22 protein-coding genes and 1 pseudogene are annotated in these 20,894 nt (G+C 66.7%); 15 read left to right on the forward strand and 8 right to left on the reverse strand.

Annotated features, from left to right (window positions below):
* From QOD90_RS24025 to QOD90_RS24035, 3 genes are all read left to right on the forward strand, one after another.
* A partial coding sequence (locus QOD90_RS24025; RefSeq protein WP_526353778.1) for a DinB family protein occupies positions 1-449 on the forward strand: 449 nt, incomplete at its 5' end.
* Positions 450-519: 70 nt separating this feature from the next.
* On the forward strand, positions 520-972 hold the full coding sequence (locus QOD90_RS24030; RefSeq protein ID WP_526353780.1) for a VOC family protein: 453 nt from the start codon (positions 520-522) through the stop codon (positions 970-972).
* 41 nt (positions 973-1,013) lie between these two features.
* The gene (locus QOD90_RS24035) at positions 1,014-1,442 is read left to right on the forward strand and encodes a nuclear transport factor 2 family protein (protein WP_526353782.1); all 429 of its coding nucleotides are present in this window, start codon (positions 1,014-1,016) and stop codon (positions 1,440-1,442) included.
* On the opposite strand, the gene QOD90_RS24040 is transcribed toward QOD90_RS24035, so the two are convergent.
* Positions 1,439-3,805 (reverse strand): family 1 glycosylhydrolase, encoded by a 2,367-nt coding sequence (locus tag QOD90_RS24040; protein WP_526353784.1) that lies wholly within the window; start codon positions 3,803-3,805, stop codon positions 1,439-1,441. The genes QOD90_RS24035 and QOD90_RS24040 overlap by 4 nt on opposite strands.
* A gap of 376 nt (positions 3,806-4,181) precedes the next feature.
* On the opposite strand from QOD90_RS24040, the gene QOD90_RS24045 reads away from it, so the two are divergent.
* From QOD90_RS24045 to QOD90_RS24060, 4 genes and pseudogenes are all read left to right on the forward strand, one after another.
* The gene (locus tag QOD90_RS24045; RefSeq protein ID WP_526353786.1) at positions 4,182-4,853 is read left to right on the forward strand and encodes a response regulator; all 672 of its coding nucleotides are present in this window, start codon (positions 4,182-4,184) and stop codon (positions 4,851-4,853) included.
* Positions 4,854-4,863: 10 nt separating this feature from the next.
* Positions 4,864-5,280, forward strand: a complete 417-nt coding sequence (locus tag QOD90_RS24050; protein ID WP_526353788.1) for a response regulator — start codon at positions 4,864-4,866, stop codon at positions 5,278-5,280.
* Positions 5,262-6,560 (forward strand): sensor histidine kinase, encoded by a 1,299-nt coding sequence (locus QOD90_RS24055; RefSeq protein ID WP_526353790.1) that lies wholly within the window; start codon positions 5,262-5,264, stop codon positions 6,558-6,560. Before QOD90_RS24050 ends, QOD90_RS24055 begins: the two co-directional genes overlap by 19 nt.
* 133 nt (positions 6,561-6,693) lie before the next feature.
* A pseudogene (locus tag QOD90_RS24060) lies at positions 6,694-7,362 on the forward strand (adenylate/guanylate cyclase domain-containing protein); the annotation flags it as partial.
* Positions 7,363-7,634: 272 nt separating this feature from the next.
* On the opposite strand, the gene QOD90_RS24065 reads toward QOD90_RS24060, so the two are convergent.
* Together QOD90_RS24065 and QOD90_RS24070 are read right to left on the reverse strand one after the other, a co-directional pair.
* Positions 7,635-9,296 (reverse strand): FAD-dependent oxidoreductase, encoded by a 1,662-nt coding sequence (locus QOD90_RS24065; protein WP_526353792.1) that lies wholly within the window; start codon positions 9,294-9,296, stop codon positions 7,635-7,637.
* Between the two features lie 6 nt (positions 9,297-9,302).
* Positions 9,303-10,331 (reverse strand): diiron oxygenase, encoded by a 1,029-nt coding sequence (locus tag QOD90_RS24070; RefSeq protein ID WP_526353794.1) that lies wholly within the window; start codon positions 10,329-10,331, stop codon positions 9,303-9,305.
* Positions 10,332-10,472: 141 nt separating this feature from the next.
* Here QOD90_RS24070 and map point away from each other — a divergent pair, with 141 nt between their 5' ends.
* The 4 genes from map to QOD90_RS24090 all read left to right on the forward strand — a co-directional run bounded on the left by map (position 10,473) and on the right by QOD90_RS24090 (position 14,279).
* Positions 10,473-11,237, forward strand: coding sequence for a type I methionyl aminopeptidase (map, locus tag QOD90_RS24075; RefSeq protein WP_526353796.1), 765 nt, complete (start codon positions 10,473-10,475; stop codon positions 11,235-11,237).
* Between the two features lie 31 nt (positions 11,238-11,268).
* On the forward strand, positions 11,269-12,375 hold the full coding sequence (gene serC, locus QOD90_RS24080) for a phosphoserine transaminase (protein WP_526353798.1): 1,107 nt from the start codon (positions 11,269-11,271) through the stop codon (positions 12,373-12,375).
* A gap of 77 nt (positions 12,376-12,452) precedes the next feature.
* Entirely contained in the window at positions 12,453-13,247 is a 795-nt protein-coding gene (gene sepH, locus QOD90_RS24085) for a septation protein SepH (protein WP_526353800.1), read from the forward strand.
* Between the two features lie 123 nt (positions 13,248-13,370).
* Positions 13,371-14,279, forward strand: a complete 909-nt coding sequence (locus tag QOD90_RS24090) for an SAM-dependent methyltransferase (RefSeq protein WP_526353802.1) — start codon at positions 13,371-13,373, stop codon at positions 14,277-14,279.
* 4 nt (positions 14,280-14,283) lie between these two features.
* On the opposite strand, the gene QOD90_RS24095 is transcribed toward QOD90_RS24090, so the two are convergent.
* The 3 genes from QOD90_RS24095 to QOD90_RS24105 are packed head-to-tail and all read right to left on the reverse strand — an operon-like array spanning position 14,284 to position 15,850.
* Positions 14,284-14,565 carry a DUF2537 domain-containing protein gene (locus tag QOD90_RS24095; protein WP_526353804.1) on the reverse strand — a complete coding sequence of 94 codons (282 nt, stop codon included), beginning with the start codon at positions 14,563-14,565 and terminating at the stop codon, positions 14,284-14,286.
* Positions 14,562-15,422, reverse strand: coding sequence for a TrmH family RNA methyltransferase (locus QOD90_RS24100; protein WP_526353806.1), 861 nt, complete (start codon positions 15,420-15,422; stop codon positions 14,562-14,564). Before QOD90_RS24100 ends, QOD90_RS24095 begins: the two co-directional genes overlap by 4 nt.
* On the reverse strand, positions 15,419-15,850 hold the full coding sequence (locus QOD90_RS24105) for an Rv0880 family HTH-type transcriptional regulator (protein WP_526353808.1): 432 nt from the start codon (positions 15,848-15,850) through the stop codon (positions 15,419-15,421). Before QOD90_RS24105 ends, QOD90_RS24100 begins: the two co-directional genes overlap by 4 nt.
* A gap of 50 nt (positions 15,851-15,900) precedes the next feature.
* Between QOD90_RS24105 and QOD90_RS24110 the strand changes: the two genes are divergently transcribed.
* Positions 15,901-16,161 (forward strand): DUF2530 domain-containing protein, encoded by a 261-nt coding sequence (locus QOD90_RS24110; protein ID WP_526353810.1) that lies wholly within the window; start codon positions 15,901-15,903, stop codon positions 16,159-16,161.
* A gap of 16 nt (positions 16,162-16,177) precedes the next feature.
* Positions 16,178-16,630: an SRPBCC family protein gene (locus QOD90_RS24115; RefSeq protein ID WP_526353812.1), complete on the forward strand. Its 453-nt coding sequence runs from the start codon at positions 16,178-16,180 to the stop codon at positions 16,628-16,630.
* Here the strand turns inward: QOD90_RS24115 and QOD90_RS24120 are convergent.
* Positions 16,627-17,583, reverse strand: coding sequence for a DUF3027 domain-containing protein (locus QOD90_RS24120; protein WP_526353846.1), 957 nt, complete (start codon positions 17,581-17,583; stop codon positions 16,627-16,629). The two genes, QOD90_RS24115 and QOD90_RS24120, sit on opposite strands and share 4 nt — an antisense overlap.
* Positions 17,584-17,750: 167 nt before the next feature.
* On the opposite strand from QOD90_RS24120, the gene QOD90_RS24125 reads away from it, so the two are divergent.
* Positions 17,751-19,331: an MFS transporter gene (locus QOD90_RS24125; RefSeq protein WP_526353814.1), complete on the forward strand. Its 1,581-nt coding sequence runs from the start codon at positions 17,751-17,753 to the stop codon at positions 19,329-19,331.
* Positions 19,328-19,816, forward strand: a complete 489-nt coding sequence (locus QOD90_RS24130) for a DUF2771 family protein (RefSeq protein ID WP_526353816.1) — start codon at positions 19,328-19,330, stop codon at positions 19,814-19,816. Before QOD90_RS24125 ends, QOD90_RS24130 begins: the two co-directional genes overlap by 4 nt.
* Here the strand turns inward: QOD90_RS24130 and QOD90_RS24135 are convergent.
* Positions 19,813-20,820, reverse strand: a complete 1,008-nt coding sequence (locus tag QOD90_RS24135) for a glutathione S-transferase family protein (RefSeq protein WP_526353818.1) — start codon at positions 20,818-20,820, stop codon at positions 19,813-19,815. The two genes, QOD90_RS24130 and QOD90_RS24135, sit on opposite strands and share 4 nt — an antisense overlap.
* Between the last annotated feature and the right edge of the window lie 74 nt (positions 20,821-20,894).

Raw genomic sequence — 20,894 nt, forward strand, 5'->3', positions numbered from 1 at the left:
AGAGCCCCGCCTCCCGTGAGGACGTCGCCAGCCCGGCCGACTACTACGCCCAGATCCGGGACTACGCCTCGAATGCCGGCGCCGAGGCGATCGTCGAGCGCGGTCGCCAGGCGGGCCGTGACCTCGGCGACGATCCCGTCGCGACGATCGACGACATGGTGGAGCGAGTCCTCGGCGAGTTGGCCGCCGTGGACGATCCGCTGATCGAGGTGATCGGCGGGCTAGGCATCCGATTGAGCAACTATCTGCCGACCCGGGTCTTCGAACTGGCCGTGCACGGTCTCGACGTCGTAGGCGCCACCGGCGTCGACTTCACGCTGCCCGAACCCGTCCTGCTGGAGGCGGCGGCGCTGGCTGCGGAGATCGGCGTGGCGGTCGGTCAGGGTGAGACCGTCTTGTTGGCGCTCACCGGTCGCACCGCACTGCCCGCCCCGTTCTCCGTCGTGTAGCCGCGGCGATGAGAATCGGCGCGCACGATGGTCGTAGTACATGACCATCCGCCGTCGAGAGGAGCCCATCATGGCAATCGAAGTGCAACCGGCCGTGTCCCCCTACCTGATCGTCGATGACGCCGCCGCGGCGATCGACTTCTACGTCGATGCGTTCGGCGCGGAAGAGCTCGGACGGGTGCCTGGACCGGACGGCAAGCTGGTCAACGCCGCGCTGCGGATCAATGGCTCGGTGGTGATGCTCAACGACGACTTTCCCGAGATGACCGGCGGCAAGTCCATGACGCCGAAGTCGCTTGGCGGAACTCCGGTATCGATCCATCTCACGGTGACCGACGTCGAAAGCCAGTTCCAGCGAGCAGTCGATGCAGGCGCCACCGTCGTCGCCCCGCTCGAAGATCAGTTCTGGGGCGACCGCTTCGGCGTGATCCGCGATCCGTTCGGGCACATGTGGTCGCTTGGGCAACCCATGCGCGAGGTCAGCAGCGAGGAGATCGCCGCGGCCATGGGCAAGCAGCAATAGCTGCTTTCTCACGTTCGATGCTCGGGCGGCGTCTACGAGGTGTGACCACAGCACCGAACGAAACTGCGAGCGTTCTGCGCTCGATGTACGCCGCTGAAACTGAATATCTCGTCGCGGGTGGACCGGGGGTCGCGAGCTTCGCAACGCTTGCGCCGTACTTCGCATTCGACGTCGTGTTGCACCAAGCCGACGCGCTGCCCTACGGCGGCATCTGGCGCGGGCACGACGGCATGGAGCAGTTCTTCGTCGCGATGAGCCAGACGTGGTCGGAATTCGAGATGGTCGAACAAGAGTTCCTCTCGACGACCGGAACCGCAGTGGTCCTTACCCAAGTCCACGCGCGGGCCCGCGCCACGAATCGAGAATTGGACTTCCCGATCCTTCAGACCATTCGCGTCGTAGACGGACGCATCACTGACGTGCGCCCGTTCTACTGGGACACCGCCGCAATCACCGCCGCATGCACTTAGACCGCCGTGTTCGGGATGTACATCGCCAGCAGATCGACGGGAAGCGAATGCAACGGCGATTTCGTGATCGCGCTGATCGCCGCGATGCTGGCCGGCTTCGGCGTGCGCTCGAGTTCGGGCGTCGTCGGATCGGACCCGTACAGGCCGAACTCCAGGTCATAACCGTTGGCCCACTCGAGGTTGTCGACGAATGACCAGTAGGTGTAACCGCGGATGTCCATGCCGTGTGCGACCAGGTCCTGCACCACCGCGATGTGGTTGACGATGTAGGACGGCCGCTTCGAGTCACCCGCGTCGGCGATGCCGTTCTCGGTGATCCAGATCGGCTTGCCGTAGGACGCGGCGACCTCGAGGACCTCGCGGAGACCACCGGGGTCGGTGGGCTGGTTGAAGTCGCTGCACGTGGGCGAGGGCGTGCACCGGCCCGGAATGCCCTGCAGCCATGGGAATCCCGGGATGGGCGCGAGGCCGAAGCCCTGCATCGGTTGCGACCCGTAGTACTGCACGCCGACGAAGTCGACCTTGTCCATGAAGTCGGCGTGAATCTCGTCGGGCGTCTGGATGCCGTCCAGGTTGGCGTCGACCCAGCCGTCGATCACGGCCCTCGGGAACCAGTTGTTGTAGAAGTCGTTCCACGCGTCGGCCGCCTGCACGTCGAGTGGATTCACCGGATTGGCCGGTCGCGCTGGAATCATGTTGTTCGCGAAGCCGACGAACGCGGCAGGCTGGCCGCCCGTCGCTTCCGTTGTGTCCCATAGGTGTATCGCGTCGTACGCACCGACGTAACCCTTGGCCTCGTTGACCAGGAACGTGGACGCGAGGTCCGGCCGAATCACGCCCGGCGGCCAGCTCGGCACGACGCCGGGGATCGACAGGAACTGCGTGAGGACCGGTGGCACCGGCTCGTTGAGCACGGTCCAGTTGTCGACTTGGTCGCCGTACTTCCAGGCCACGTACGCGGCGTACTTCTCGAATTCGGCTGGGGTGCCTGGTGACAGCCAGCCCGCGTTCGGCGCGGGCAGCCCGAGTTGGGCCAGCACTCGCGTCGTGGTCGGGTCGTTGACCCACGCCGGCAAGGTGAAGTGGTTGACGGTGATCAGCGGTTCCAGGTCGTGCGCGCGCAAGGATGCGAAGACGTCGCGGTAATGCTGAACCTCGCCCTGATTGGCCAGCACGTCCAGTGCCTCGAGATCCGCCGCGCTGACGACGCCGCCTTCGTCTGAAATATTCACGGATGCAGTGGAATTCGGGAAGATGCGACTCCACTCGATGCCCATCCGGAACGTGTTCATGCCGAGCTCGCCCTGGGCCAGCGCCGCATCGTCGTCGTAGGAGACGTAGGTGCCAGGGCCGTTCTCCGGCACCCCGTGGGTCAGCCCAAGGAGCTGGTTGATCGGGTCGTGCACCCACTTGTACCAATCGGAGTTGGGATCCACCGGCGAGCCGGGGCCGCCCTCGGCCTGGAATCCCGCGGTCGCAACACCCCAGTGGAAGCTGGCAGGGAACGACAGGTCGACGCCAGCGACCGGATCGACGTTGACCGTAATCGTCTGCGCCACTGCATCACCGCCGCCGGGATTGATGAAGTTGCCAAGGATCGGCACCAATTTGAGCAGCCCGAGCGGGCCGTGGACGTGGAAGCCTGCGGCCTCGTCGCTGACCACGACCGTGAACTGATCGACTCCACCGACCGCGGCCATCGCGTTCATGGGGCGATAGGTGAAGTTGCCTGCCTGGTCGATCTCGAGCGTGCCGCCGTTCTGCGGCCGACCGATGACGGTGTAGGTCAGCGGGTCGCCGTCGGGGTCGACCGCGCCGACGTTGCCGGTAATGAGTCCCGTCGTGGTCTGCGGATTGATCACCGGGGTGAGACGGGGCGACTCGTTGAACAACTCGCGACGCACCCAGGCCAACAGCGCCCACGGCGAGGGATCCGACGGCAACGCCGGACCGCCCGCGGCGAACGGGCTAAGGACGGCATTGACCAGACTGGTCACCAGCCCGGTCACGTAGGTCACCACCGTGGTCGGGTCGAACGCGGTGGGCCACGGGCGAAGGGAGGGAGCGGCGGGTTCCGATGCGACGGCGAGACTCTGCACGGCGAGCCTGCTCGACACCTGCGGCGTCTCGTCATTCGATTCTGGTTGTGCGACAAATGAGCTGGCTTTCACCTTTACCTCGGCAGCGGCAATCTTGCTGACGGGAGTCGTCACTGTCTCGGCTGCGGGGGCGACGGACTTCTTGGCCTGCGGCCTGGCCGCCACTTCGCCGGCGACCTCCGTCTCTGCCGCATCGGGCTCGCTGGAACTCTCGTCTGTCGCGGTCGTATCGCCGTTCGTGACCGTGACGGTCGCTGCGCTCACGGACGATTCCGGCGGGTCCTTCTTGTCCGATGCCGCAGGAGTGTCCAACGAATCCGTTGCAGAAGGCGAGGTCTCAGCTGACGTCGTGGAGGACTCTGTCGAAGATTCCGAGGAATGTTCCGATGAAGACTCGGTGCCGGATGGGCCGGCCCATGCCGTCGCGGTGCCGGTGAACAACGCCGCGCCCACACCAAGCGCGACTGCCAACCCGCCCACTCGACCCACGTACGCCGCAGCATTCATGGGATTTGCATACGCCGACAACTGGACTGGCGGGCCGGTTCGAAAAAAGTCGAGCATACGCAAATCACGCGGTAGCGAGTCCACGGGGGGATAATCCGTTGGTCACGAACGATCGGGGAGGGACGGCCGCAACGTGGGTGATCGAATCTCGATCGTCATCGCAGAGGATTCCCTACTGGTTCGGGACAGTGTTTCCCGGGCGTTGGCCACGGACCCCGACGTGACGGTTGTCGGTATCGCCGAGGATTACGACTCCGCCGTCGAACTCGTCGGACGGCATGAACCGACGATCCTGGTCACCGATGTTCGCATGCCGCCGACGTCGACCGATGAAGGGATTCGACTGGCCCGGTGGATGCGGACCGCGCATCCGGACGTCGGGGTGATCGTGCTGTCGAACTACGCCGAGCCGAGCTACGCGGCGGGGTTGTTGGAGGGCGGCACCGCGGGCCGCGGATATCTGTTGAAGGAACGCGTGTCGCGTTTCGACGAACTCAACGAGGCCGTGCGTCAGGTGGCGAATGGCGGAACGGTGCTCGACCCGCTGGTGGTGGAGGCGCTACTCGCTCAGCCCCACTCTGCCCCCACCCTGAGTCGGTTGACCACCAGAGAACGCGAGGTGCTCGGCGAACTGGCAACCGGATTCAGCAATCGAATCGTCGCGCAGCGGCTGGTGTTGTCTCAGCGAGCGGTGGAAAAGCACATCAACTCGATCTTCGCCAAACTCGAACTGACCGTCGACGACTCTGTTGATCGGCGAGTCAAGGCAGTGCTGTTGTTCCTCGACGGCCACGGGTCGGCATGAAAATGGTGGTGTGTACACCCTGGCACGCGGCGGACATACCCGGCACGATGACGCGGTGGCGGACAAGTGCGTGCGAGTCTGGGTCGTCGACGACCAGGCGAGTTTCCGACGGGCGACCGCCGCCACTCTCGCTGCGATGGACGACTTCGTCATGGCGGGCGAATGCGAGACGGGTGAATCAGCGGTCGAACTCATCCGTGACGACGCGGACATCGTCTTGATGGACATCCACATGCCGGGAATGGGGGGAATCGAAGCCACCCGCCAGATCCGTGCCGTACACCCGAACTTGATCGTCGTGCTGATGTCGACCTACGACCTCGAGGACCTTCCCGCTGCCGCCTCGCACTGCGGCGCCGACGCGTACCTGCACAAGGAACGCCTCTCGCCACGATTACTGAGCCGGATATGGCGAACAGCGAGCTGAAGCCGGCCCCTGCCGGCGCAGCGATGCCCGGCTGGCGCGCACCTCAAGTGCTGCTCACCGCGGCCGTGCGCTCGTCGTCGCTACTGGGCCACGACCTGATCAACCGCTTCAGGGCCGAGCGTTACGAGCTGTTTCTCAGCGGGCACTTCGCCCTGTGGGCCAGCGCAGGTGTCGTGCTGCCGCTGTTGGAGTACGCGTTCTGGTACCGGACGCCCTATGTGCTGCTGTTCGCTGCGGTCGGCGCCCCGCAGTGCATTGCCTTGGCGCTGGGGCTGCGACTGGCTCGGCTCGGTCGATACTCACAATCGATAAGCCTCGTCTGCATCACGAACTGGATCAGCTCGGTGCTGGTCTCGGTCGTCAATCCCAACTTCCTGGCAGTGATGGCGCTGGTGGCGCTCGTCCCAGTTGTCTTCGCGGAGCCCTATATTCGGTGGCAACGGGGGCTGGCCTTCACCGTGATCACCGCGGTCACGGTGCTCACGATGGCCATGTTGGCACGCTTCCTCCCGATTCCAGAGGCGGTCCAACACGGACCGCTCTGGCTCGAGACGCTCGTCATCGTCGTGGGATTGCCGTTCAATGCCTTCCACCTCTTGATCATCGTGTGGAACAACGCCGCGGCGCTACGGACGTCGGAAGGGCAGCTCGCCGACCACGCGGCGCAACTGGCGGCCTCGCGCACCCGACTGACCACCGCCGCCGACGAGGAACGGCGACGAATCGAACGCGATCTGCACGACGGCGCCCAACAGCACCTCGTCGCTCTGTCGGTGCTCATCGGACTCGCCCGCAACGCAGAGCACGACCGATACCGCTCGCTGCTTGCGGAGGCGTCCGAACTGGTGGACAACTCCATCGTCGAGATTCGTCGGCTCGCGCACGGAATCTACCCCCCGCTGCTGGTCAGTGGCGGGTTGACCGAGGCCCTGCCGGTGCTCGCCGCGCGCGCGGCGGTCCCCGTGCGCCTCGACGTACACGGTCTGGCCCGCTATCCCACGTCGACTGAGGCGGCGCTCTATTACTGCTGCAGCGAGGCGCTGCAGAATGCCGCCAAACACGGCGGGCCCGGCACCTCAGTGACGGTAGCGGCAAATGCCGATGACGGGTTGCTCAACCTCGTGATCAGCGATACCGGCCGAGGCTTCGATCCCGCGACGATCGGGCACGGACTGATCAACATGACCGACCGTCTCTCCGCGATCGGCGGCACGTTGGTAATCGACACGGCGCGAGGACGCGGCACCCGCATCACCGCTGTCGTCGACATCTCGGTCTGACCCCTTGGGGGTGCACACATCACCACCAATCGTGTTGTGCACACGGTGGCCACGCATGTTTCGACACACCAAGATGAAACTCGACAACGAACACCAGCAGTTCGCAGGATGTTTCGAGTGATCGGGGGATCGCATGTCGCGTATCGTCCATCCGCTGCCGCCAAACGACTTTCACGGCAACTCGAGTCGACCCTTGCCGGCCGGAACCGTAACGCTGCTACTGGCCGACATCGAGGGCTCCACCCGTCTCTGGGAGACCCAGCCTGACTTGATGGCGACGGCGTTGGCCACCATGGATCGCGTGCTCGGCGAGCTCGTGAACGCCAACAACGGCGTGTGCCCGATCGAGCAGGGCGAGGGAGACAGCTTCGTGGTGGCGTTCACCCTGGCAAGCGATGCGGTGGCGTGTGCATTGGACCTCCAGCAGGCGGCCCTGGCGCCTATCCGCCTGCGGATCGGTGTGCATACCGGCGAAGTTCAGTTGCGCGACGAGCGCAAGTACATGGGGCCGACGATCAACCGCGCTGCCCGATTGCGCGAGCTCGGGCACGGCGGCCAAACCCTACTGTCCGGCACGACAAGCGATCTCGTTCGTGAGGCGCTGTCCGAGCAGGCGTGGTTGATCGACTTCGGTCCCTGCGCACTGCGCGACCTGACCCGCCCCGAGCGCGTGGCTCAGCTATGCCATCGCGATCTGCACAACCACTTCCCGCCTCTACGAACCCGTGCCCGAAGCCGCATCAGCGAGCGCACCCGAATTCGGCGACTACGCGAAATCGGTCGCGTGCTTACCTTCGCGGGCACCCGGCGGCACTGACTACACCTTCATTCTCAGTGCATGTTGGCCAGCAGCTGAGGGAAGGCGTCTCTGAGGGTGATTGCCTCGAGCTGCTTTGGTGTTCAGGTCGGACAGGTAGGTGTTGACGAAGGTATCGCCACTACCAGAATTGACTTGCCCGCAAAGACTCTCAGAACCGGATGCCCGTTCTGCTCGACCATGCGGGCGTCATGGCGTTGAACTCCGCCGTGGCTTGCGGACCGGCCAGGGCCGGATCGACGTCGGCCGGGCCGTTCCTAGCGCCGGAGACCTGCGAGCAGCCGCTGACCCACTGATGGAGTCGGTGCCGTCGCGGCGGCCGCGAGCATGTCGGGAACAGTGGTGAACTTGTCGCGCGGCCGGTCCGCACCGCCGCGGGCGATCTCCGCAAGGTCGATGGCCTTCCACCCGGCCGCATCGACGACCGCGGGCCGGCGGGCGCGGACCAGCTTCTCCAGCGCCTGCGGCCTAGCCGTTGGATCGGCCAGCTTGCCGTCGTTGTAGTCGGCGACGAGGTTGAGCACTGTTTCCGACGCACATGACTTGTTGGTACCGATGAATCCCGTCGGACCCCGTTTGATCCAGCCGGCCACGTAGATACCCGGTGCTCCGACGACACGCCCACCCGCGTTCGGCACCACCGCGGCCGCCTCGTCGAACGGCAGATCGCGAATTGGCTTGCCGCGGTAGCCGATCGACGTCAGCACCAAGCCGGCATCGAGCTGCTGGACCTCGTCGGTACCCGTCGTGGTGAACGCAATGCCCGCGACGCGTTCCGCCCCGAGCAACCGCAGTGGGGTCAGCCGGTAGGCCAGCCGGATGCGGGGCCTGCTGATCGGCGCTGCCGCATCGCCGAGCTTGGCGAGCACCTCGAGCTTGTTGCGAGTCAAGGGATCCGACTCCGTGACCAGATCCTGGCGCACCAGCTCGTGGTCCCCGGCAGACAGCACCACCTCGTGGGTGGCGGTCAAGCCGATCAACTCAGGCAGCGTGAACGCCGATGCCGCGGGCCCCCGCCGCGCAGCGATGACCACTTCCCGTACGCGGGAGTCGCGGAGCGCCGCCAGCGCATGATCGGAGACATCGGTGCGAGCGAGGTCGTCGGGATCGGTAGTGAGGATCCGCGCGACGTCGAACGCCACGTTCCCATTGCCGACGACGACGACGCGTTCAGAGCTGAGATCGACTGGTAGGTCGGTGAATTCGGGGTGGCCGTTGATCCAGGCCACCATTTCGGTCGCAGTGCCGCTGCCCGCCAGGCCCATCCCTTCGATGTCGAGACGACGGTCGTTGGGCGCACCGACCGCGTAGAGCACTGCGTGATGGTGCTCGGCCAGTTCGGCGAGCGAGACGTGTTCGCCAACTTCGACGTTGAGGTAGAACGTGAATCCCCGCAGCCGCGTCACCTTGTCGAACAGCTTGGTCACGCGCTTCGTGGTCTGGTGATCGGGCGCGACGCCCGCACGCACCAACCCGTAGGGCGTCGGCAACTTCTCGAAGACGTTGACCTGCACGCCCTTCTGGGTCAGCAGTTCGTCGGCGGCGTACATGGCCGCAGGCCCTGAGCCGACGATCGCGACTGTCAGAGGGCCACCGGGTCGCGGGTGCACGGCGGGCGCTGCCAGTACCGGCGCCAGCTTCGACGTCGGCGGCAGCTTGCCATCGCGCTTCGGGTAGAACGCCGCATTGAGCTCGACGAACGGCAGCTGGATAGCGTCGAGCTTCGATTCGGGGGCGATCGCGCCGACCGGGCACGCACTGACGCAGGCGCCGCAGTCCACGCACGCCACCGGATCGATGTAGAGCATCTCGGCGGTTGCGAAGCCCGGCTCGTCCGGAGAGGGATGGATGCAGTTGACCGGGCAGGCGTAGACACAGGACCCGTCGCTGCAACACGACTGGGTGATTACGTGGGGCATGCGCGCCTACGCGACCGACACCAGGTGCTGGCGCTGGGGCTCACTGCGGTACCGGCTTGGTTCACCGTTGATCCGGCAGATACGCCACATCAACTTGGCCAACGGGTTCATCAGTCCGGTGTCCTGACACAGCATGCGGACGTCTCCGAACATGTCGCGCAGCATCTTTCGCGACTCGGGCGATTTGAAGAAGATGTCCTTGCGGACCGAGCGCGGGATGTCGAATTCGCTCCAGAACGCGCGCGGCGGCACGATGATGGCCGAGCAGAGGACCCGCATCGTCAGCGGAACGTAGAGCGACAACCAAAACCGCTTGAACCGCGACAGGTGGGGAACCCGCTTGCGCAGGTATTCGTGCGCGAACGAAATGTGCCGCGCCTCCTCGGCGACGTGGATGGCCATCACCCGTTCCATGATCGGGTGCAGCGTCTTACCCTCGCGCAGCACGTTCTTCTGCGTGTGATCGATGGGCTCCTCGCCGGCGAGGATGCCGAACCAGAAAGGAATCGGGAGCGGCCCGGCGACCAGCGGGATGAACGGCTGTATCCACTTCAGCAGCCGCGGCATGCCTGGCACGTCGGCGCCGATGCGGTTCACCATCTCCTGGAACATCAGGGTGTGGTTGCACTCTTCGACCGCCTCGTGCAGGCAGTACCGGTACTCCGCCGAGCCATTGGGTGTCCAGAACGAGTACTCCATCAGGCCGCGGATCAGAATCGACTCGAAGTGCAGTCCGACCTTGGCAACGTTGGCTTGGCGCCACATGCCGATGTCGATCTGGCGCTCCTTCGACTGCGCCTGGTACCAGGAATGCTGGCCGATCGGATCGGTCGCGGGCAGAACCCAGCGCTCGTCGTTCGGGATCACCGCGAACTCCGGCGAATCCCAGTCGATGTCCGTGTACGGGTTGAAGTTGCGCCGCACAGACCCCTCGGACAGTGTGGTGAGCGTGTCAACGTACGCAGTGTCATCGGCGACGTCCATGTTCTTGCGCCAGCGACGGATGGTGCGCGTGCGAGCGGTTTTGACAGCCATTAGAAGCCTCCCATGAGGTTTACATTTGTCAGTCTGTTGTCCACCACGGTACCGGAGGTCCCACGAATTGAACAGGGCGTTTTCCGGTCTGTGCGCTGACCGGGTTATTCACATCACATGTGATGCAGGTCTCAGGCCCTGATGGTCGAACTCAAGAGCGAGGCCGAGATCGCAGCCATGGCCGAGGCCGGCGCCGTCGTCGCCGAAGCGCTGCGCGCCGTCATGGACTACGCCGCGCCCGGCCGCTCGACCGCCGACCTCGACCGGGTCGCCAGCGACGTGCTGACCAGACATGGCGCGGGTTCACCGTTCCTCGACTACCACCCGCACTGGGCGCCGGTTCCGTTCCCCGCCGTGCTGTGCGTCAGCGTGAACGATGCCGTCGTGCACGGCATCCCCACCGGGCAGCCACTCGTCGAAGGCGACCTGGTCTCGGTCGACTTCGGAGCCACGCTGCGCGGCTGGTGCGGTGACGCGGCGCGCAGCTTCGTCGTCGGGACGCCTCGAGCCGCGGACGTCGCACTCATCGAGGCGACGGACTCGGCGTTGGCGGCGGGCATCGCCGCGGTGAAGCCGGGCAACACCCTCGGCGACGTCGGCCACGCGATCTCGACGAGCGCCCGCAGGGCCGGTTACGGCATGCTCGCCGACCACGGCGGGCACGGAATCGGTCGCACCATGCACGAAGCCCCGCACGTGGCCAACGTCGGGCGCCCCGGCAAGGGCATGAAAATACGCCCTGGGCTCGTCATCGCCATCGAGCCGATGCTGATCGCCGACGGCACCGACGAGTACGTCCACGACCCCGACGGTTGGACGCTTCGCACCGCCAGCGGCGCGCGGGCCGCACACAGTGAACACACGGTCGCCGTCACTCGCGACGGTGTGCGCATCCTGACGAACTGAGCGCGCAGGGCCCTCACTAGGCTGGGGAGTCATGGCCGACCTCGTGATCCCCGCCGACCTCAAGCCCAAGGACGGACGCTTCGGCTCCGGTCCGTCGAAGGTGCGCCCCGAGCAGTTACAGGCACTGGTCGATTCCGGTCACCTGTTCGGCACGTCGCACCGCCAGGCGCCGGTCAAGAACCTGGTCGGCCGCGTGCGCGATGGGGTCCGGCAACTGTTCTCGGTGCCCGACGGTTACGAGGTCATCCTCGGCAACGGTGGCTCCACCGCGTTCTGGGATGCTGCTGCGTTCGGCTTGATCGACAAGCGCTCGCTGCACCTCACGTTCGGCGAGTTCAGCGCCAAGTTCGCCGCCGCAGTCGCGGCCAACCCCTTCGTCGGCGACCCGATCGTGGTGAAGGCCGACCCCGGCAGCGCACCCGAGCCGCAGTCGGACCCCTCGGTGGACGTGGTCGCGTGGGCGCACAACGAAACGTCGACGGGCGTCGCGGTGCCGATTCAACGGCCCGCGGGCGATGCGTTGGTAGTCATCGATGCGACGTCGGCGGCGGGCGGCCTTGCCGTCGACATCGCCGACACCGACACCTACTACTTCGCGCCCCAGAAGAACTTCGCGTCCGACGGCGGGTTGTGGCTGGCCATCATGAGCCCGGCTGCGCTCGCCAGGGTCGAGCAGATCGCGGCGTCGGGGCGCTGGGTGCCCGACTTCCTTTCACTGCCGATCGCCGTCGACAACAGCCTGAAGAACCAGACGTACAACACCCCGGCCATCGGCACGCTGGTGCTCATGGCCAATCAGCTCGATTGGCTGCTCGGCAATGGCGGCCTCGACTGGGCCGTCAAGCGCACCGCGGACTCCTCGGGGCGGCTGTATTCGTGGGCCGAGGCGACCAGTTTCACCACGCCGTTCGTCACCGACCCGGCGCTGCGGTCGCAGGTGGTCGGCACCATCGACTTCACCGACGAGGTGGACGCCGCCGCGGTGGCCAAGGTGCTTCGTGCGAACGGGGTCGTCGACACCGAGCCCTATCGCAAGCTGGGCCGCAACCAGCTTCGGGTGGCGATGTTCCCGGCCGTGGATCCCGACGACGTCAGCGCCCTGACGGCGTGCGTGGACTGGGTCGTCGAGCGCCTCTAGTCCCACCAGCGTGTCAGGGCGGTTACGGGACGATAACGAAGTAGGGTGACCGCTTAAGCCGCCCTAGGAGGTCGCACATGCGCGAACTGAACGTCGTCGGACTCGACGTCGATGGCAAACGCATCATCTGCGAGACGGCCGACGCGGGCGAGAAGTTCATTCTCCGTCCAGACGACCGTCTCCGAGCCGCGTTGAGCGGTGATCGCGCTGCCGCCATGCCCATTCAAGTCGATGTCGAGGTTCCACCGGTGCTGACGCCCAAGGAGATTCAAGCCAGGATTCGCGCGGGCGCATCCGTCGAGCAGGTCGCGAGTTCGGCAGGCGTCGACGTCAGCCGGGTCGAGCGGTTCGCGCACCCGGTGCTCCTGGAGCGCTCTCGGGCGGCGGAGCTTGCGACCGCGGCTCACCCGGTGCTCGCGGACGGACCCGCGGTGCTGACGCTGCTGGAGACCATCACGACGGCGCTGGTGGCGCGCGGACTCGATCCCGACGCCACGGCATGGGACGCGTGGCGCAACGAGGACGGCCGCTGGACCGTCCAACTTTCCTGGAAGGCGGGCCGGTCGGACAACGTCGCGCACTTCCGCTTCACCCCTGGCGCGCACGGCGGCACCGCGACGGCATTCGACGACGCCGCCGCCGAACTCATCGACCCCGAATTCGATCGCCCGCCGCTGCGCTCGGTCGCCCCGGTCCCCACGCTCGACCTCTCGTTGCCCGCGACGCCTCCGGCACCTGAGGCCGTTGCCCCGCCACCCGAGCCGGAGGCCGCCCAGGCCCCCGCGCCGAAGCCCCGCACCCGCAAGCGCAGGCCGGAGGTTCCGGGCTGGGAAGACGTGTTGCTCGGAGTGCGCTCCGGCACCCAGCCCTGAGCGCTTGCGCGAAGGGGCATCCAACCCAGCCCTGAGCGCTTGCGCTCAGCACCGGGAAGAAGTCTGTGGCAGTATTAATTAAGTTGACTAACTAATACTGCTTACAACTTTAGGACCACCGACATGCCTCGTACCGACAATGACTCCTGGGATCTCGCATCCGGCGTTGGCGCCACTGCGACGGGCGTCGCCGCATCCCGCGCCCTGGCCTCGCTCGGCCCGCTGCCCCTTATCAGGGACGTCTTTGCCGAACCGCTGGTTCGGGCCGTCGGCGTCGACTACTTCACCAAGATGGCCCACGGCCACCTCGATGACGCCGAGGACGGCAACCTGCTCGACCCACGCCGGATGGCCGACGGGATGGCCATCCGCACCAAGTACTTCGACGACTTCTTCGCGGCCGCGGCAGAGGCGGGCGTACGCCAAGCCGTCATCCTTGCCGCGGGCCTGGACGCGCGTTCCTACCGCCTGCCGTGGCCCGCCGGAACGACGGTGTTCGAGCTCGATCAGCCGCAGGTCGTCGAATTCAAGTCGCGCACGCTGGCCGACCTCGGCGCCTCTCCCACCGCCGAGCTCCGGTCGATTGGCGTCGACCTGCGCGACGATTGGCCGACCGCACTGCGCGACGCCGGCTTCGACGTCTCCGCGCCGACTGCCTGGATCGCCGAGGGGCTGCTCGGCTACCTGCCGCCCGAGGCGCAGGACAAGCTCTTCGACGCGATCACGACACTCAGCGCCCCCGGCAGCCGAATCGCCACCGACTGGGTCCCCGACATGAGCGTCCTCGACGGGGAGGCGGTTCGCGCCATCTCGGCCAGCCAGCGCGCCAAGGGACTCGACCTCCCCGACACCTCGGACCTGATGTACCAGGGCGAGCGCAGCAGCGTCGTCGACTACCTGCAGACCAAGGGCTGGCAGACGACATCGGTGACGGTCGAGGACGTCTTCGTTGCGAACGGTGTCGACTTTTGGCCAGAGGAGGCGATGACGGGACTATTCGACGCGTCATACACCTCGGCGCGACTGGGCTAATCGCTTACGCGACAACGCCTCCGACGGCCATGGCGAGAAGCACCAGCCAGCCGGCGACCACCCCGACGCCGCTGCCAAGCACGAACCACCGCCACACCGGCCGGGCCCGCCAACCCCAGACCGTCGGCGCCAGACCGCCGACGGCCACCAGGTTCAGCCCGACCGCCAGCAGTGGATGCACCCGGGTCAGGCCCAGGCTGAGGACGATGATCGCGCCGGCCGTCACGGCGGCAACGAACCCCGCCACCGTCAGCCCGGTGCCCCATGGCGTCGCGTCCTCGTTCATGGGGCGAGCCTAGCTCGCTCATAAAAGGCAAGCGCCGCAGCAGTAGCCACGTTCAACGAGTCCGTACCCCTGGCCATCGGGATGCGCACCCTGACGTCGCTGGACCGCATCGTGTGTTCGTTGAGACCGGGCCCTTCGGCACCGACCAGGATGGCCACCTTGTCCTGCGCCAGCGTCTCCATGGCAGTGGCCAACGTCTGCGCCGCCGGATTCGGCGTCATCGCCAGGACACGAAAGCCGCTGTCCCGCAGCAACTCAAGCTCACCTGGCCAGCTGTCCGACCAGGCGTAGGGCACCAGCAGCGCATGACCCATCGACACCCGCACCGCCCTCCGATACAGCGGGTCGGCACAGCCGAGTCCGAAAACGATCGCATCCACCCCGAGGCCAGCCGCGTTGCGGAACACCGAGCCGAGGTTCTCGTGATCGTTGACGCCCTCGAGGACGGCAATCGTGCGGGCGCCCTCGATCATCTGCGGTATCGACAGCTCGGCCGGCCGGGGGGCAGCCGCCAGGACTCCGCGGTTGAGGTGAAAACCGATGACGCCGGCCATCACCTCGGCGCTTGCCCGGTAGAACGGCGCATCGGTGCTCGCGAGGTCGTCGGACAGCTCGCCCAGCCTGCGCTCGGTGCCGAGGAACGCCCTCGGCACGAAGCGGGACGCCAACATTCGCTGCACCACCAGCACACCCTCGGCGATGACGAGACCCTTGCCGCTGGGTAGGTCCGGCCTGCGGTCGATGCTGTTGAGGTCGCGGAAGTCGTCGAGGCGGGGATCGTTGGGATCGTCGACGTCGACTACGTTGATTCCCGAGTCCGCTTCGCTTCCAGCCCGCCGAGCGTTGATTCTCCTCAAGCGCTTTCGTCCACGATCGCGGACATCAGATCGGCCGCCGCCATCAGCGTCTTGCGTTGCTCCGGTTTCAGTCCAGCCAACCGCTGCTGCAGCCACTCCTGGCTGGCACGGCGTTCGACTTCGATCAGGTCCTGCCCGGAGGTCGACACCGACACCAGCACCTGGCGACCGTCGTCCGGGTGCGCGCAGCGGTCGACGAACCCCAACTCGGCCAACGACGCGATGACCCGCGTCATCGACGGTGGGCGGACCCGCTCGCGAATCGCCAGCGCACCCGGCGTGATCGGGCCCTCCTTGGCCAGCGTTGCGAGCGCCGATAGTTGCGACAACGACACCGGGGAATCCGGACGGCGGAAGCGCAACTGGCGCGCCAACCGCACCACGGCCAACGAAAGGTCGCTGGCCAGCCGGGCTTCGGGGTCGTTCACGACGCAAACAGTACCGACACCAGTACGGGAATCGGTTAGGTTGGTCGGCAATGGACGCGACATCGCCCGAGCCGGGGCCGATTGCCCCGGCGCTGCCGGAGGCGCTTCTCCAGCCCTGGCCCGTCATCTACGTGATTGCGGCGGGTTGGCTCGTCGCGGTGGTGTTGGCCTTCACCGTGCCCGGTCTGCACGACTGGCGCCCGGTGACGGTGGCCGGACTCGGGGTGGGCGTCCTGGGCACCTCGATCTTCCTGTGGCAGCGCAGCGCCGTCCGACGCGGCTCCCGCGGCGCGCAGAGCGGACTTCAATGAACTCGAAGGAGCAGTGATGGCCGCAGCCCTGTTACAGGCGCAGATCGACATCGACGCTCCGCCTGCGGAGGTCTGGGCGCTGGTGTCCGACCTCACCCTGATGCGGCAGTGGAGCCCGCAGTGCAGCCTCATGAAGGCCTTCGGGCCACTGCGACCCGGCACCAGAACGGTCAACGTCAACCGACGCAACTTCCTGGTCTGGCCGACGACCAGCCAGGTCACCGAGGTCATTCCGGAACGGAAGCTGGCGTTCCGCGTGAACGCGAACAACACCGTCTGGACCTATGAACTGGAGCCGACGGCCACGGGCACCCGGCTGGTGGAAAGCAGGCACGCCGAGAACGGGGTGAAGCCGGTGTCCAACCTCTTGGTCAACGCCATGATGGGCGGCGTGCCCAGCTTCGAGCGCGAGCTGGTCGACGGGATGAACGCATCGCTCGGCCGCATCAAGGCCGCCGCCGAAAGCTAGCCTTCGGCGGGAGGTTCGACCGCCTCGGGCTCGGACGCGACAACTTCCGGCTCGGCAACTTCCGGCTCGACGGCCTCGGGCTCGGCAACTTCCGGCTCGACGACCTCGGGCTCGACGACCTCGGGCTCGGCGACGGCCTGGGCCACGTCGAGAACGCCGTCGTCGAACGGATCGAACATCGGCGATCCGATGGTGGCGGGCTGCGGAGTGTCCGAGTGCGCGCCGCAGCCGTACTCACTCGCGACGACGTGTCCGTCAGCCGACATCTCGTTGGCGCACACTCCGAAGAGCGTGCCGAGCGAACCGGTGAGCGACAGGTAGTAGGCACAGTCGCGGCAGACCTTGCGGGTGGCGCGCGCCATCGCCGAGTCCGGTCCGTAGTCGCCGTCGTTCCAGCGCTCCGCCGCTTCGATGCGGCCCCACTGGCTGAGCACCTGACGTCTGCCGAGTCCGACCTCGGCCTCGAGCTCGTCGAGTTCCTCGTCGCCCGAGGACGTGTACCCGGGCACCAACCGCGGATCGTCGACGGGAGTGGCGAGCAGATCGCCGGGGCTGAGGTCACCCGGCTGGACGCGTTCGTGCCATGGCACCCATTGCGGCGCGAGCAGCGCCGTCGGGCCGGGAACCAGGACCACTTCACTGATCGTGGCGTGGTCGGCACCGGGATAGGCCGCCACCACGACCGCCCACTGCCAGCCCTGATACCCCGGCATGGTGGCCAGGAAGCGGTGCGTCGCGGCGGTCGGATCATCGAAGCCGGCACCGAGGTATTCGCCGACGACATCGTCGCCGCTGTACTCCATGATCGCGGTCCGCGCAGCGTCCACCGCACCCATCAGCACGGCCGACAGATCAGTCGACTGCTCGGGCTCCTGGGCTACGTGGTCCTCGGCGGCCTGCTCGGCCGGTTCGATCATGCTCTCCATCGCCCCCAATACTGCCTGACGACCCAGGAGCAAAGCCACACCGGCCGCCCTGCGGGCAACGGTTCGTCGCATGGGGAACAATCAACGACGTGACCGGATCGCGACGCGACCCCCCGCAGGGGCCCGATGACTCGCGAGACCCCCGCTACCATCCGCCGCGTCCGCCGGGAGGCCATCGTGGCGAGCATCCCGGCATGGCCAACTACCCGAGCAGCCCGTCCCATCCCTCCAGACCGCGCGGCGGCGGCCAGCCGTCGAGCGCCAACCGATGGCTGCCGCCGATCGACCAGGCCCGAGACGGGGCCGCCCGTACGGACGCCGGTGACCCATTCCCCGGGGGTGTCGGACAGTCGGCGGGCAGGCCAAGGGGCGCCGCAGAGCGCGGGCGCGAAATGGGCTCGAAGGTGTACGGGCTCTTCCAGAAGGCGGCCACCGCCGACGGCGCCGACAAATCGGGGCTGACTGCACTGACCTATCCCGTCATGGCCAACTTCGCCGCCGACTCCGCAATGGCCGTCGCACTTGCCAATACGTTGTTCTTCGCCGCAGCCTCTGGCGAAAGCAAGAGCAAGGTCGCGCTGTACCTCGTCATCACCATCGCGCCGTTCGCCGTCATCGCTCCGCTGATCGGCCCCGCCATCGACCGGCTGCAGCACGGCAGGCGCGTCGCACTCGCCACGTCGTTCGCCATCCGCACCGCACTGGCCGTGGTGCTGATCGCAAACTACGACCCGGCCACCGGCAGCTTCCCGCCCTGGGTGCTCTACCCGTGCGCGCTGGGGATGATGGTCCTCTCGAAGTCGTTCAGCGTGTTGCGCAGCGCGGTCACGCCACGTGTGCTGCCGCCCTCCATCGACTTGGTTCGGGTGAACTCGCGCCTGACCATGTTCGGTCTGCTCGGCGGCACCATCGCCGGAGGCGCCGTCGCCGCGGGCGTGGAGTACCTGTTCGGGCTCTTCCACCTTCCTGGCGCGCTGTACGTCTGCGTCGCCGTGACGGTGGTGGGAGCCTTCCTCTCGATGCGCATCCCGAAGTGGGTGGAGGTCACCGCGGGTGAGGTGCCGACGACGCTGAGCTACCACGGTCCTACCGAGAAGTTCAGTCGCCTACCCGAACCCGGGGTCACCGACAAGACCCGACAACCGTTGGGCCGCAACATCATCACGTCGTTGTGGGGCAACTGCACCATCAAGGTGATGGTCGGGTTCCTCTTCCTCTATCCCGCCTTCGTCGCCAAGTCCCACGACGCCAGCGGTTGGGAACAGCTGCGCATCCTCGGCCTGATCGGCGCCGCCGCGGCCATCGGCAACTTCGTCGGCAACTTCACCGCGGCCCGCCTCCAACTCGGAAATCCCTCACGTCTGGTGGTGCGGGCGGCGATGGCGGTCACCGCGATGTCGTTGGCGACCGCCGTCTCCGGAAATCTGTACGTCGCCGCCCTTGCCACGTTGGTGACGTCGGGGGCCAGTGCCGTCGCGAAGGCATCGCTCGACGCCTCGCTGCAGGACGACCTGCCCGAGCAGTCGCGCGCTTCTGCCTTCGGGCGTTCCGAGTCGCTACTGCAACTCGCCTGGGTCGCAGGTGGCGCGACGGGCGTGCTGATCTACACCGACCTGTGGGTTGGATTCACCGCAATCACGGCGGTGCTCATCCTCGGCCTGGCCCAGACGCTGGTGAGCAACAGCGGGGACTCCCTGATTCCCGGACTCGGCGGCAACCGGCCCGTGTTCGCGGAGCAGGAGAGCCGCGGCGCGGCGTCGGCGGTGCGCGAATGAAACGCGTCATCGTCATCCTGGCAGCAGTGGCGGTCGTCGCATCACTGGCCACCGGAGCCCTCATCTGGCAGCTGACCCGTACTCCCGCCCAGAAGCACCCCGAGATCAGCGCCTACACCCACGGCCAACTGGTGAGAATCGGTCCCTACCGGTACTGCGACGTCTTCGTGATCACCAGGTGCGATACCCCAGAAACCATCGGCGAACTGGTCGTCACCTCACGGGATCCGGTACAGCTGTCGGTGCCCCCTGCCATCGCACGGGCGCCGTGGGTTCTGATCCGCGCCTACGAAGGCGGTGGTGAGCCCGCCGTCGAGGAATTCCGGCCGGACAGCAAGTTGGCGGTCACCATCCCGACGGTCGACCCACATCGGGGCAGGTTGACCGGCATCGCGGTGCAGCTTCCCACCCTGGTGCGCGACGAGCAGAACAACGAGTTTCCGTGGCCGCACGCCGAGTGGTCGGTGGCGACGGTGTGGTCCTAGTCGGCAGAATGGCCGGCAGGCACCTGCTCGCCGTCACGCGTCGGTCCAGGCGGCGTCCCGTCACCGAAGGGCCTGCCGCCCAAGGTTTCCCGACCGTGTGGCGACAGCCAGTTGGCTAGCTCCGGCCCCTTCGGCACCACCTGGGTCGGGTTGATGTCGGCGTGCACGACGTAGTAGTGCGTCTTGATTTGGACGAAGTCGATGGTGTCGCCGAAGCCGGGGGTCTGGAACAGGTCGCGCGCGTAGGCCCACAACACCGGCATCTCGTCGAGCTTCTGCCGATTGCACTTGAAGTGCCCGTGATAGACGGGATCGAAGCGGGCGAGCGTGGTGAACAGCCGGACGTCCGCTTCGGTGATCGTGTCTCCCACTAGGAACCTTTGGGCGGCAAGCCTTTCCGACAGCCAGTCCAGCGCCGTGAACAACCGGTCGTAGGCAGCGTCGTAGGCGTGCTGGGAGCCCGCGAAGCCGCACCGGTACACGCCGTTGTTCACCTCGGTGTAGATGCGCTTGGCCACCTCGTCGATCTCCGCGCGCAGCGCCTCCGGGTAGAGCTGCGGTGCGCCGGAGCGGTGGTAGGCGGACCACTCGGTGGACAGGTCGAGCGTCATCTGCGGGAAGTCGTTGGTGACGACCGCTCCCGTCGGCACGTCGACGATCGCGGGCACCGTGATGCCCTTCGGATAGTCCGGGAAGCGCTTGAAGTAGGCGTCCTGCAACCGCGGGATCTGCAGGACGGGGTCGACGCCACCGGGGTCGAGGTCGAACGTCCAGCTGCGCTGGTCGTGGGTTGGCCCGCAAAAGCCAATGGACAGAACCTCTTCCAGGCCAAGGAGTCGACGGACGATGATCGCCCGATTGGCCCATGGACAGGCGCGGGCCACCACCAGGCGGTAGCGACCGGGTTCGACCGGATACCCGTCCCGGCCGTCGGCGGTGATGCGCGTCTCGATGTACTTGGTGTCACGGCTGAACTCGCCCGCCTGGGCGACATAGGAGCTCACGGGTTGATTCTCCCCCACCGGCCAACGACTACCGAACCGTCGCGAGATCGACGTCAGCGTCGTGATTGCGGTCG

The organism is Mycobacterium sp. (assembly GCF_032161845.1).
Classification (GTDB): Bacteria; Actinomycetota; Actinomycetes; order Mycobacteriales; family Mycobacteriaceae; genus Mycobacterium.